11 protein-coding genes are annotated in these 12,404 nt (G+C 69.2%); 7 read left to right on the forward strand and 4 right to left on the reverse strand.

From position 1 onward, the window contains the following. Positions 1-11 precede the first annotated feature (11 nt). The 3 genes from D180_RS13375 to D180_RS13385 form a co-directional block, all read right to left on the reverse strand. Positions 12-851, reverse strand: coding sequence for an NrdJb (locus D180_RS13375; protein ID WP_017913188.1), 840 nt, complete (start codon positions 849-851; stop codon positions 12-14). 87 nt (positions 852-938) lie between these two features. After that, positions 939-1,616 (reverse strand): hypothetical protein, encoded by a 678-nt coding sequence (locus tag D180_RS13380; protein WP_017913189.1) that lies wholly within the window; start codon positions 1,614-1,616, stop codon positions 939-941. Positions 1,617-1,807: 191 nt separating this feature from the next. Next, a complete protein-coding gene (locus D180_RS13385) occupies positions 1,808-5,080 on the reverse strand; it encodes an LAGLIDADG family homing endonuclease (RefSeq protein WP_017913190.1) in 3,273 nt (1,090 codons plus the stop codon). A gap of 495 nt (positions 5,081-5,575) precedes the next feature. Between D180_RS13385 and D180_RS13390 the strand changes: the two genes are divergently transcribed. Beyond that, positions 5,576-7,009: a Do family serine endopeptidase gene (locus tag D180_RS13390; RefSeq protein ID WP_017913191.1), complete on the forward strand. Its 1,434-nt coding sequence runs from the start codon at positions 5,576-5,578 to the stop codon at positions 7,007-7,009. 10 nt (positions 7,010-7,019) lie between these two features. Here D180_RS13390 and D180_RS13395 read toward each other — a convergent pair whose 3' ends face one another. Further along, positions 7,020-7,247: a hypothetical protein gene (locus D180_RS13395; protein ID WP_017913192.1), complete on the reverse strand. Its 228-nt coding sequence runs from the start codon at positions 7,245-7,247 to the stop codon at positions 7,020-7,022. A 174-nt stretch (positions 7,248-7,421) separates the two neighbouring features. On the opposite strand from D180_RS13395, the gene D180_RS13400 reads away from it, so the two are divergent. The 6 genes from D180_RS13400 to D180_RS13425 all read left to right on the forward strand — a co-directional run bounded on the left by D180_RS13400 (position 7,422) and on the right by D180_RS13425 (position 12,298). Further along, the gene (locus tag D180_RS13400; protein ID WP_010340149.1) at positions 7,422-7,793 is read left to right on the forward strand and encodes a hypothetical protein; all 372 of its coding nucleotides are present in this window, start codon (positions 7,422-7,424) and stop codon (positions 7,791-7,793) included. A gap of 7 nt (positions 7,794-7,800) precedes the next feature. Beyond that, positions 7,801-8,277 (forward strand): hypothetical protein, encoded by a 477-nt coding sequence (locus tag D180_RS13405; RefSeq protein ID WP_017908931.1) that lies wholly within the window; start codon positions 7,801-7,803, stop codon positions 8,275-8,277. Next, positions 8,274-8,768, forward strand: coding sequence for a hypothetical protein (locus D180_RS13410; protein ID WP_017913193.1), 495 nt, complete (start codon positions 8,274-8,276; stop codon positions 8,766-8,768). Before D180_RS13405 ends, D180_RS13410 begins: the two co-directional genes overlap by 4 nt. A 169-nt stretch (positions 8,769-8,937) precedes the next feature. Then, the gene (locus tag D180_RS13415; protein ID WP_017910745.1) at positions 8,938-10,050 is read left to right on the forward strand and encodes an AI-2E family transporter; all 1,113 of its coding nucleotides are present in this window, start codon (positions 8,938-8,940) and stop codon (positions 10,048-10,050) included. A gap of 111 nt (positions 10,051-10,161) precedes the next feature. Continuing rightward, positions 10,162-10,878, forward strand: a complete 717-nt coding sequence (locus D180_RS13420; protein WP_017913194.1) for an HAD family hydrolase — start codon at positions 10,162-10,164, stop codon at positions 10,876-10,878. Between the two features lie 49 nt (positions 10,879-10,927). After that, on the forward strand, positions 10,928-12,298 hold the full coding sequence (locus D180_RS13425; RefSeq protein ID WP_017913195.1) for a leucyl aminopeptidase family protein: 1,371 nt from the start codon (positions 10,928-10,930) through the stop codon (positions 12,296-12,298). Positions 12,299-12,404: the final 106 nt, after the last annotated feature.

Below are 12,404 nucleotides of genomic sequence, written 5' to 3' on the forward strand. Positions count from 1 at the left end.
ATCTAATGCGCTCACCCGCACTTAGAATACCCACAATTCAAACAAGTAGCACACCCGTCCATAATGACGAGCGCCTTGGTGTTGCACTTGTGGCACATCGTGGCCGACGGCGGGAAACTCGCGCCGTCGCCGGTGACGGCGATGTCCTCTTCGTGGTCGGCGGTGGAGTCGGCGGACAGCGCACCCTCATCCGCCCTGCGGGCACCTTCTCCCGCAGGAGAAGGAACCGCCTTGCCTACTTCATTGTTTTTTTTTGAGCGTTCTTCGTACTGCTTGCGCTTCTCGGCGATCAGCGCGCGCTGGTGGTCGCTCATTTCCGGGTCGTGCAGCAGGCCGATCGACTTCATGTGCTCTTCGACGATGCTGCCCAGTTCGGCGACCAGCGACGGCATGTACACGCCGCCGGCCTTGAAGTAGCCGCCCTTGGGGTCGAACACGGCCTTCATCTCGTCGACCAGGAAGGTGACGTCGCCGCCCTTGCGGAACACGGCGGACATGATGCGAGTCAGCGCCACGATCCACTGGAAATGCTCCATGGACTTGGAGTTGACGAAGATTTCGAAGGGGCGGCGCAGTTCGTGCTCGGTGCCGGCGTTGAGCACGATGTCGTTGAGGGTCACGTACATGGCGTGTTCCACCAACGGCGATTTGATCTTGTAGGTGCTGCCGATCAGCACGTCCGGGCGCTCGATGCGCTCGTGCATGTGGATGATGTTGTCCGCCGGCGCTTCAGCCTCGGCGGTGGCACGGTCGATCGACGAGGCGGGCAACGCGGCGGCGGCGTCGCGCGCCTTGTCCTCGGGGGTGACGACGGCGTAGCCCTTGATTTTCTGGTCGATCTTGATGGCCATGAGGCGTGCGTTCCTGGAAGGCGGAGCGGGACGGGCGTGGGCCCGGCCTCTCTCCCGCGCACGGGAGAGAGGGTGCGACGGGACGGCTTACTTCTTGGCGCGGGTGGCCGCGGCCTTCTTGCCGGCGGCCTTGCGCACGGCGGTCTTCTTCACGGCGGCGCTCTTCTTGGCGACCTTGGCGGTGCTCTTCTTGACCGCCTTGGCGACCTTCTTCACCGCTTTCTTGGCGACGGCCTTCTTCGCTGCAACCTTCTTCGCCGCTTTCTTCACTGCCTTCTTGGCAACGGCCTTCTTGGCGGCGACCTTCTTGACCGCCTTCTTCGGCGCGGCCTTCTTGGCGGTCACTTTCTTGGCGGGAGCCTTCTTCGCAACGGCCTTCTTGGCAGCGGCCTTCTTCGCCGGCGCCTTCTTCGCAGCCGCCTTCTTGGCGGTCTTCTTGCCGCCCTTGGTCAGCGCGGCCGCTTCGGCCTGGGCGCTGGCCTTGGCCGCTTCCAGCTTCTTGCGCGCGCTGGCGACGGTCTTCTTGACGGCCTTGCCGGCCTTCTCGGCGCGCTTGGCGACGGCCTTCTCGGCCTTCTTCACCGCCTTGCGGGTCTTGGCGACCTGGTCCTGCACGCGCTTCTGCACGGTCTCGGCGGTCTGCTTGACCGTGGCGACGGCCTCGCTGGCGGTGGCGGCGATGGTCTCGCCGACGTTGGTGGCGGTTTCTTTCACGTTCTCGGCGACCTGCGTCAGCGTCGCCGTGACGCCATTCCCATTGCTCATAAAACCCTCCTCAGGGTGTCAGTGTTTATGTCACGCGGGCGATGCTATACCGATTGCAGCGAAGCGGGGAGCCGGAAACGGCGACATTCGGCGGACGGTGGGGAAACGTTGGGGAAGCGCGGCGCACCGCACTTCCGGGGCTTCCACCGCCGCCCTCCCCTCCGCCGGCGCGAAGGGGAGACGGGACGGCGTCAGAACTTGCCGTAATACCCTTCTTTCAGCGCATCGAACAGGTTGGCGGCGGTGTGCATCTCGCCGTCGTATTCGATCTGTTCGTTGCCCTTGACCTCGACCACGCTGCCGTCTTCCAGCTCGAAGCGGTAGGTGGTGTTCTCCAGGTCCGCCTCCTTCACCAGCACGCCCTGGAAGGCGGCCGGGTTGAAGCGGAACGTGGTGCAGCCCTTCAGCCCCTGCTGGTGGGCGTAGCGGTAGATGTCCTTGAACTGCTCGTAGGGATAGTCGGTTGGGACGTTGGCGGTCTTGGAGATGGAGCTGTCCACCCATTTCTGCGCGGCGGCCTGCACGTCCACGTGTTCCTTGGGGTGGATGTCGTCGGCGGCGATGAAGTAGTCCGGCAGGCGCGCGGCGGCGTCCTCGGCGAACGGCATCGCCTTGGCGTTGACCAGGTGGCGGTAGGCCAGCAGCTCGAAGGAGAACACGTCCACCTTCTCCTTGCTCTTCTTGCCCTCGCGGATCACGTTGCGGCTGTAGTGGTGGGCGAAGCTCGGTTCGATGCCGTTGGAGGCGTTGTTGGCCAGGCTCAGCGAGATGGTGCCGGTGGGGGCGATGGAGCTGTGGTGGGTGAAGCGCGCGCCCACCTCGGCCAGTTCCTCGACCAGCGCCGGCGCCACCTCGGCGATGCGCTGCATGTAGCGGCTGTATTTGGCGTGCAACAGCCGGCCTTCGATGCGCTCACCGACGCGCCAGCCGTCGCGGGCCATCTCCGGGCGCTGCCGCAGCATCGCCGCGGTGACCTCGAAGGTCTCCTGCATGATCGGCGCCGGGCCCTTCTCCTTGGCCAGCGACAGCGCGGTCTCCCAGCCGGCCACGGCCATCTCGCGGGCGATGGACTCGGTGAACTCGCAGGACTCGGCACTGCCGTACTTCATGCGCAGCATGGTCATGGTCGAGCCCAGGCCGAGGAAGCCCATGCCGTGGCGGCGCTTGCGCATGATCTCGTCGCGCTGCTGCTGCAGCGGCAGGCCGTTGACCTCGACCACGTTGTCGAGCATGCGGGTGAACACCCGCACCACTTCCTTGTATTCCTCCCAGTCGAAGCGGGCGCGCTCGGTGAACGGCTCGCGCACGAAGGTGGTGAGGTTGATCGAGCCGAGCAGGCAGGCGCCGTAGGGCGGCAGCGGCTGCTCGCCGCAATTGTGGGCGTGCAGGCCGTTGCCGTCGAAGGTGTTGATGCCGGGGACCTGCACGTCGTAGACGTCTTCGATGCCATCGGCGGCCACCGACTGCACGGTCGCCACGAAACGCTCGCGGTTCAACTGGCGACGATAGCCGGACAGCAGCGCCTTGAGGCGGTTGGCCTTGGCGGTGTCGGCAAAGCCCACCCGTTGGGCGAAGGCATCGAGGTTGTCGCCGCTGACGACCAGTTCGTGCTGCGCCTTGGTGGCGTAGGCACGCGTGCCGCCGTGCCCGTCGGGGAGCAACGCGGTGCCGGCGGGACGCCGGTCGCGGTAGATCTGCGAGGCGATGCCCAGCCGCAACAGCATGCGCTGCGCTGCCTCCAGCCGCGCCAGGTCGGACTGTGCCAGGCGCACGCTGACGCCCTTCTCCTGGCTGCCCTGCACCGAGCCGTCGGTGTCGAACAGGCCGCGCAGGAAGCCGCGATGGAAATCGCTGGAGGTCTTCTCGACGGCCGGGGTGATCGCCTTGTCGCCCGGACGCAGGCCCAGCTCCAGCGCCAGATCGCGCAAGGCGGCCGACTTCAGGCGGTACTCGCCACGGTCGCGCACCTCGCTCCAGCCGGCGAAGTCGGCACGGTGCGGCAGGCTGCGCGCGCAGCGCAGGGCTTCGTCCATCAGCGCCACCGGCGCCTGCGGCGCTGCATTGACGGCGGCGGCCTGCGACCAGACAGACAACACGGCGGCGTCCTGCTTGAGCGTGCCGTCGCCCACCAGCATGCCGAGGAGGACACCTTCCTCATAGCTGCGCGCGCCGCCCCACTCCGCACCGGCACGGTGATTGTTGAGCAGCACCCGGTCGCCTGCGACCAGTTGGTCCGCCTGGCACCATTGGGTGTCCAGCGACCAACGGGTCTGGCGCACCACGCGCCGCACGCGGTGGTCCGCGGTCAGGCGCAGCGCGTAACCTTCCTGCGTCTGCAGTCGTACCACCTGCTTGTGCGCGGTCTTGAAGAAACCCTCCGCACCGGTGGCATGGTCGCCGCCATCGACCCGCGCCAGGAACGGCGTTCCCAGCAGATCGGCGACCTGACGCGGCCCCTCGGCGGTCTGCACCCAGGTATCGGCGGTCACGCACGGATTGGTCGCGCGGATGTTCTCGCACCACCAGTTGTTGTTCATTTCGTTGACGCGGTCGATCAGGATGAAACCCGGCTCGGCGTAGTCGTAGGTGGAGACCATGATCATGTCCCACAGGTGGCGGGCGCGGATGTGCCCGTACACCTTGCACGCGACCAGGCCGTCGTCGCGCACGATGTAGTCCTTGTGGGTGGGCCAGTCGCGCCACACCACGGCGCTGGCGTCGGCCAGGTCGACGTCGGCCTCTTCCTTGCGGTTCACCGGGAACACCAGCGGCCAGTCGGCGTCCTGCTCCACCGCCTGCATGAAGCCGTCGGTGATCAGCAGCGACAGGTTGAACTGGCGCAGGCGCCCGTCCTCGCGCTTGGCGCGGATGAAGTCCTTCACGTCCGGGTGGGACACGTCGAAGGTGCCCATCTGCGCGCCGCGGCGGCCGCCGGCCGAGGACACGGTGAAGCACATCTTGTCGAAGATATCCATGAACGACATCGGCCCGGAGGTGTAGGCGCCGGCGCCGGCCACGAACGCGCCGCGCGGGCGCAGCGTGCTGAACTCGTAGCCGATGCCGCAGCCGGCCTTGAGGGTCAGCCCGGCCTCGTGGACCTTCTCCAGGATGCCGTCCATCGAGTCGGTGATGGTGCCCGACACGGTGCAGTTGATGGTGCTGGTGGCCGGCTTGTGTTCCTGCGCGCCGGCATTGGAGGTGATGCGCCCGGCCGGGATCGCGCCGCGGCGCAGCGCCCAGGCGAAGCGCTCGAACCAGTAGGCGCGCTGCTCCTCGCCGACCTCGGCATCGGCCAGCGTGCGGGCCACGCGCAGGTAGGTGCCGTCGATGTCGGCATCCAGCGGATCGCCCTGCTTGGTCTTGAGCCGATACTTCTTGTCCCAGATGTCCTGCGACGCCGGCTGCATCGGGATGGGGTCGTGCTTGGATCCGGTCTGGACGACTTCCAGGCGCACCGTACTCATTCTGCTGTGTTCTCCTCGAACCTGTCCCGATGGGGCGGATGGGTGGTCATCCGCCGTGTGTCTTGTCTCTATCGCACTTGCGCTGCACGGCAGCGACGGCCGCAGCAGCGCACGCGGCGCCTGCCCTCGACCGATCAAAAATCCCCTGATTCCGCGACGTCCCCTGTCACCGTCCCGTCATGCACCGCCGAGCGCGCCCCTGGATGTGAAGTCCTGGTGAAGAAAACCCTAGTTCTAGTGTCGTACCGAACCGATACCGCTACATGTAGTGGCTAATGCAAGCGTGAACGCTAACGCCGGGCAGGCCCACTGTCAACGTCGTCGCGCGCCGATCACGTGCCGTCGAGCGGGTGTGCACGCGGGGTGCCGTGGCGGCCTTGCGCAGGCGGCGTCGGAACGCTTTCACTGGCGGTTAAACGCCGCGCGTTCATCTTAATTTACGCGCACGCGCGCCCATCTGCCCCACATCTCCCGCGTTCCCCGGAAACCGACCCCATGCGACCGCTGCCCACGCTGCTGACCCTGACCGCCGCCGCTGCCTTCGGCGGTTTCGCCGCCACCGCCATCAATGCGCAACTGGACAACCGTGCCGAGGCCGCGCCGGTCGCGGCGCCGCCGCTGTCCGGGGCCGCGCGCCTGCCGTCCGCGGTGGCCGGCGAGCCGCTGCCGTCGCTGGCGCCGATGCTGCAGAAGGTGATGCCGGCGGTGGTGAGCATCAACACCAAGCAGGTGGTGCGGGTGCGCAATCCGTTCTTCAACGACCCGATCCTGCGCCGCCTGTTCCCGGACATCCCGCAGGAGCGCATCAACGAGTCGCTGGGTTCGGGCGTGATCATCGATGCGAAGAACGGCTACGTGCTGACCAACCACCACGTGGTGGAGAACGCCGACGACGTGCAGGTGACCCTGGCCGACGGGCGCAGCTTCAAGGCCGAGTTCATGGGCTCGGACGCGGACACCGACATCGCGCTGATCCGGATCAAGGCCGACAACCTCACCGAGATCCGCCTGGGCGACAGCGACAAGCTGCGCGTGGGCGATTTCGTCGCGGCCATCGGCAACCCGTTCGGCTTCACCCAGACCGTCACCTCCGGCATCGTCTCGGCGATGGGCCGCAACGGCATCCGCGGCCTGGGCTACCAGAACTTCATCCAGACCGACGCCTCGATCAACCCCGGCAACTCCGGCGGCGCACTGGTGGACCTGCGCGGCGAACTGGTCGGCATCAACACCGCCAGCTTCAACCCGCAGGGCAGCATGGCCGGCAACATCGGCCTGGGCCTGGCGATCCCGTCGAACCTGGCGCGCGCGGTGGTCGACCAGTTGATCAAGAACAACGGGGTGATGATCCGCGGCACCTTCGGCATCGAGACGCAGAACCTGACCACGCAGATGGCGCAGGGCCTGGGCCTGTCGGCGCCGCGCGGGGCGCTGGTGACGCGGGTGCTGGCCGGCTCGGCGGCCGCGGCCGCCGGGCTGCAGCCGGGCGATGTGATCACCGGCGCCAACGGCGAGCGCCTGGACAGCGCCGAGGCGCTGCACAACTACGAGGGCCTGCAGCCGGTGGGCAGCACGGTGACCCTGGACGTGCGCCGCGACGGCAAGCCGCTGCAGCTCAAGGCCACGCTCAAGGAACAGCCTCGCGCGATCAGCGGCGAGTCGCTGGATCCGCGGCTGAGCGGCGCCACCTTCGCCGACCTGCCCGAATCGCTGCGCCAATCCGGCATCTCCGGCGTGCTGATCGGCAACGTGGCGCGGGGCAGCCGTGCGGCGCGCAACGGCCTGGCCAGCGGCGACATCGTGGTGGCCGCCTCGGTCGGCGAATTCGCCGATCTGGCCAGCTACCGCGCCAATTTCGCGCGCAAGCCGGCGCAACTGGTGCTGCGCGTGGTGCGCGGCGGCGCGCAGGCCGACCTGGTCATGCAGTGAGCCGGCACGCTCAGTCCAGGCGCGCGGCGTAGTCGTCGCGCACGTGCTGGTTCAAGTAGGTTGTGAGGCCGCGCCCGGCGGCGGCCAGGCGCTGCATCTCCATGACCTGGAGCAGGCCGGGATGCTGGCGGTCGTAGCGGTAGGTGGCGCCGTCGGCGAAGCGCAGCACGATCCAGTCCGGGCCGCTGTCGTAGGCGACCACCCCGGCATGGCCGCTCCGGTTGCCGTACGCTTGCATGACAATCACTCCGGGACTTGGCCGCTCGGCGGCGAGCGCCGACACTATGGCGCACTGCCTGCGGCGACGAGCTAACACCCCGTACACCCCGCCGATGGTATTGGTGTCGCCCCGTTCTGCGCAGCGTCCGCGATGGCGGACGGCAGGCCCCCAAACCCCAGAGGAGACATGCCCATGAATGCCAGCCCGACCAATACCGAGAACCTCAAGGACAACCTGAGCGAAGCCGGCGCGCACCTGAAGTCCGCGGCCAGCTATGCCGGCGACGCGATCAAGGGCGCTGCCGGTGCCGCCGGCGAAGAACTGAAGCTGGGCAAGGCCAACGTCAAGGCCGAGCTGTCCGACAGCGCGCTGTCCGGGTTGGCGGCGGCCGAGTTCGGCGGTGCGGCGGCGAAGGAGCAGGTGGACGTGCTGCTGGACAAGGGCCGCGACCTGATCGACAGCGCCGCCGAGCTGATCCGCGAGCGTCCGTTGGCCTCGTTCGGCGTGGCCTTCGCCACCGGCTGGATCATCGCCAAGCTGGCGCGCAGCGGCGGCGACAAGTAAGCCGCGTGTGAGCGAGGAGCAGGCCCGCACCGACGGCGCCGCGGCAGACGCCGCGGCCGCACCGTCGCTGGAGGAATCCTTCCGCGCGCTCGGCACGGCCGGACGCGAAGGACTCAATGCCACCCTGGACACCGGCCGCGCGCTGCGCAAGCTGGTGGCCGCGGACTTCGCCCTGGCCCGCGCCGCACTGGCGCGGGCGCTGGTGTGGCTGACCGTGTCGGTGGCGTTCGGCGCCTCGGCCTGGATGCTGCTGATGGGCGCGATGATCGCCCTGCTGCAGCGCATGGGCTGGTCGTGGCTGGCGTCGATCTCGGCGACCGCGGCCTTCAGCCTGGTGGTCACCGCGCTCGGCGCCTGGCAGGCGCTGCGTTACTTCGACATGAGCAAGCTCGACGCCACCCGCCGCCAGTTGGCCAAGCTGGGCATCGGCGGCGACGACGAGGACGGCGACGAGGATGTCGCCAAGCGCGAGGCCACACCATGACCCTGCGGCAATTGCAGCACCGCATCGCCCGCGCCGAAGCGTTGCTGGAAGGACGCCAGGAGCAGGTGCGCACGCACTGGACGACCTTGCAGCAGGTCTGGCGCGAAGGCTGGACACCATGGCGGATCGTGATCGTCGGCCTCGGCACCGGCTTCCTGGTCGGCCGCGCCGAACCGGCGGCGGTGGTCGGCAAGCTCGGCGGCGCGCGCTGGCTGCAGATGCTCAGCGCGCTCTCCAGCCTGATCAACGCCACCACCGCCAAGAGCGCGTCCGATGACGCCGAGCGCGCCTCCGACGATGCCGAGGAAGCGGCGGACACCGCACAGGATGCGGCCGTGGATGCCGCCACCCAGGCCCCGCCCCCCGCTGCACCCGTTCCCCCATCCGCTGTCCGCCCGCAGCCGCCGCGGCCGCCGATGGCCTCGCGCCCCGGGCAACCCGCCGCGGCCGAAGCAGCCACCGACCTGTCCGAGCGCCAGGGCAAGGACTGACGTTCCTGGGATCGGCGTGGCTGGCCTGGGCTGCCACGCCGCGCGCACGCGGCGGCCACGCCGCCTTGATATCGCGCCGGCCACGATCCGGCCTACACTTCGCTTCCTTTTCGACGCTGTTCGGCGCGTGCACTGCGGCGCGCGCCGCGGCCACCGCATCGCAGGTCCGATGAGCACAGTTCCCGATCCCGCGGTCGTCGCCGACGACGCACCGCACGGCCCCCTGCCGCCGCCGCCCGCTCCGCGCCCGCGCGGACCGGTCTCGCTGGTGGTGCTGGCCACCCTGGCAGTCTGCTACACGCTGTGGGCCGCGCAGGACGTGATCCTGCCGATCCTGCTCGCCGCCTTCTTCGCCCTGGTCGGCAACCCGATCCTGCGCATGCTGCAACGGCTGTACCTGCCGCGCTTCCTGGCCGCGCTGCTGGTGCTGCTGTCGGGCATGGCGGTAGCGACGACGCTGACCGTGCAACTGGCCGGCCCCGCCGCCGAGTGGGCGCAGCAGGCCCCGGCGCAGCTGCGCCACCTCGCCACCCAGGTGCGCGACCTGACCAAGCCGATGCAGCAGGCCAACCAGGCCGCGGAGAACTTCGCCCGCGCCGCCGGCGGCGAAAGCGGACGCCGCGTGCAGGTGATCCGCACGCAGATGGACGACCCGTACAAGGCACTGGTGCGGACCCCGCGGGTGGCCGCCTCGGCGCTGGCGGTGGTGTTGCTGACGTTCTTCTTCATGGTGTTCGGCGAGAACCTGCAGCGTCATGCGATCGCGCTGCTGCCCAGCCGCCAGCAACAGAAATTCACTACCGAGATCCTGCGCTCGATCGAACGCGAGGTCTCGCGCTACGTCCTGACCATCACCGTGATCAATACGCTGGTCGGCCTGATCTTCGCCGGCATTCTGATCCTGCTGGGCATTCCGCCACAGGAAGCGCTGCTGTGGGGCACGGTGGTGGCGCTGCTGAATTTCGCACCCTACGTGGGGCCGCTGATCGGCGCGGTGCTGATGCTGCTGATGGGCTTCGTCGCCTTCCGCGAACCGCTGAGCGCGGCGCTGCCGGCGATCCTGTACCTGGCGCTGCACACGCTGGAAGGCCAGGTGGTGACGCCGATCGTGCTCGGCCGGCGCATGGCGATCTCGCCGCTGATGCTGATCCTGGCGCTGATGCTGTTCGGCTGGCTGTGGGGCATGATCGGCCTGCTGCTGGCGGTGCCGCTGCTGGTGTGCATCAAGATGGTGCTGGCGCGGGTCGAAGGCATGCAGCGTTGGGCGCGGTTGCTTGAGTGAAACGGGATTGGGGAGTCGGGATTGGGGATTGGCGGAAGCGCGCGAGTGCTGTCTACCGGGCCCGGCCCGCGGCGGCGGCGGCGCTTGGCGTAAAATGCGCCGGTGACTTCCATGCCCTCCTTCCCCGTCCGCGCGATCACGCTGGATCTGGACGACACCCTGTGGCCGTTCGCGCCGATCGGCGCGCGCATCGAGCAGGTGCTGCACGACTGGCTGCTGCAGCACAGCCCGGCCACCGCCGCGCGCTTCCCGGTCGCGGCGATGCGGCAGTTGCGCGAAGCGGTGTTCGCCGCGCATCCGCACCTGCACCACGACCTCAGCGAACTGCGCCGGCTGACCCTGCGCCGTGCGCTGCAGGACAGCGGTGCCGATGAAGCGTTGCTGGAACCTGCGTATGCGGTGTTCCATGCCGCGCGCAATCAGGTGGAGTGCTACCCGGACAGCGTCGCCGCGCTGGAGCGCATCGCCGCGCGCGTGCCGGTGGTGGCGCTGAGCAACGGCAACGCCGACCTGGCCACGATCGGCCTGGACCACCATTTCGCCTTCCAGCTCAGTGCCCGCGAACACGGCGCGGCCAAGCCGGACCCGGGCATCTTCCGCGCTGCCTGCGCACGCCTGGGCCTGCCCTGCGCGCAGGTGCTGCATGTGGGCGACCACATCGAGATCGACGTGGTCGGCGCGATGCAGGCCGGCCTGCGCGGCTGCTGGATCAACCGCGACGCGCAGGCCTGGCATCCGCCGACCCCGCCCGACCTGCACTTCGACACCCTCACCGGCCTGGCCGACTGGCTGGACGCGACCCAGCCAGCCGACGCGGCGCGCGCCTGATCCGCGCCCTCTCGCCCACCGGTCTTCTCCCTCTTCCAAGGATCCGCTGATGTCCCTGCCGACCGGCTTCACCGACGCCTCCACCCATGCGCTGCCGCTGTACGTGCTCGACCGCGAGCACCTGGCCGAATGGCGCGCGGCGCAATCGCCGGCGTGGGTGGCGTGGATGGACACCCAGCAGTTCATGGCCGCGCCGGGCAGCGTGCTGCTGCTGCCGGGTGCCGACGGCGTGGCTGCGGCGGTGCTGGGCGTCGGCGATCGCGGCGATGCGTATGCCTACGCGCATGCGCCGTTCGCGCTGCCGGCCGGCAGCACCTGGCGGGTGGAAACGGCGCTGGACACGGACACGCTGGCGGCGCTGCACCTGGGCTGGGGCCTGGGCAGCTACCGCTTCGCCCGCTACAAGCAACCGCCGCGGCTGCCGGCACAGTTGCTGGCCACGCCGCAGGCCGAAGTGTGCGACCTGATCGCGGCCAGCCTGCGCGTGCGCGACTGGGTCAACACGCCGACCGAGCACATGGGGCCGGAGCAACTGGAAGAAGCCGCACGCGCGATCGCGCAGGAACACGGCGCGCAGTTCGAGAGCATCGTCGGCGACGCGCTGCTGGAGCAGAACTTCCCGGCGATCCACGCGGTCGGCCGCGCCTCGCACCGCGCGCCCCGGCTGCTGGTGCTGCGCTGGGGCGAGGAAGCGCACCCGCACGTGGCGCTGGTCGGAAAGGGCGTGTGTTTCGATACCGGCGGCCTGGACCTGAAGCCGGCCGACGGCATGCGCAACATGAAGAAGGACATGGGCGGCGCCGCACACGCGCTGGCGCTGGCCGGGCTGGTGATGGCGCAGCGCCTGCCGCTGCGGCTGACCGTGCTGTTGCCGGCGGTGGAGAACGCGGTCGGCCCGAACGCGTTCCGCCCGGGCGAGGTGATCGCCACCCGTGAGGGCACCAGTGTGGAGATCGACAACACCGACGCCGAAGGCCGCCTGGTGCTGTGCGATGCGCTGGCCTACGCCGGCGAGCAGCGCCCCGACGCGATCCTGGATTTCGCCACCCTGACCGGTGCCGCGCGCATCGCCCTGGGTCCGGATCTGCCGGCGCTGTTCTGCAACGACGACACGCTGGCGCAGGCCTGGATCGCCGCCGGCGAGCGCACCCGCGACCCGGTCTGGCGCATGCCGCTGTGGCGTCCTTACCTGCGCTATCTCACCAGCTCGGTCGCCGACCTGGCCAACGCCGGCTCGCGCATGGCCGGCGCAGTGACCGCCGCCCTGTACCTGGAGCGCTTCGTGCCGGCACGGCAGGCGTGGGCGCACCTGGACGTGTACGCCTGGAACGACAGCGACCGCCCCGGCCGCCCGGCGGGTGGCGAGGCGCTGGCGCTGCGTTCGGCGTATGCCATGCTGAAGGCGCGTTACGCCGCATAGCCCGCGCGGAACGCGCCTATGCGTCGCCCTCGCCCTTGTGGGAGCGGCTTCAGCTGCAGCGCGCGGTAGTGTTGAGGGTTGATCGCCCGCGGACACAGTCGGGACT

Origin of the sequence: Xanthomonas sp. SHU 166 (genome assembly GCF_000364685.1) — a bacterium.
Lineage (GTDB): Bacteria > Pseudomonadota > Gammaproteobacteria > Xanthomonadales > Xanthomonadaceae > Xanthomonas_A > Xanthomonas_A sontii.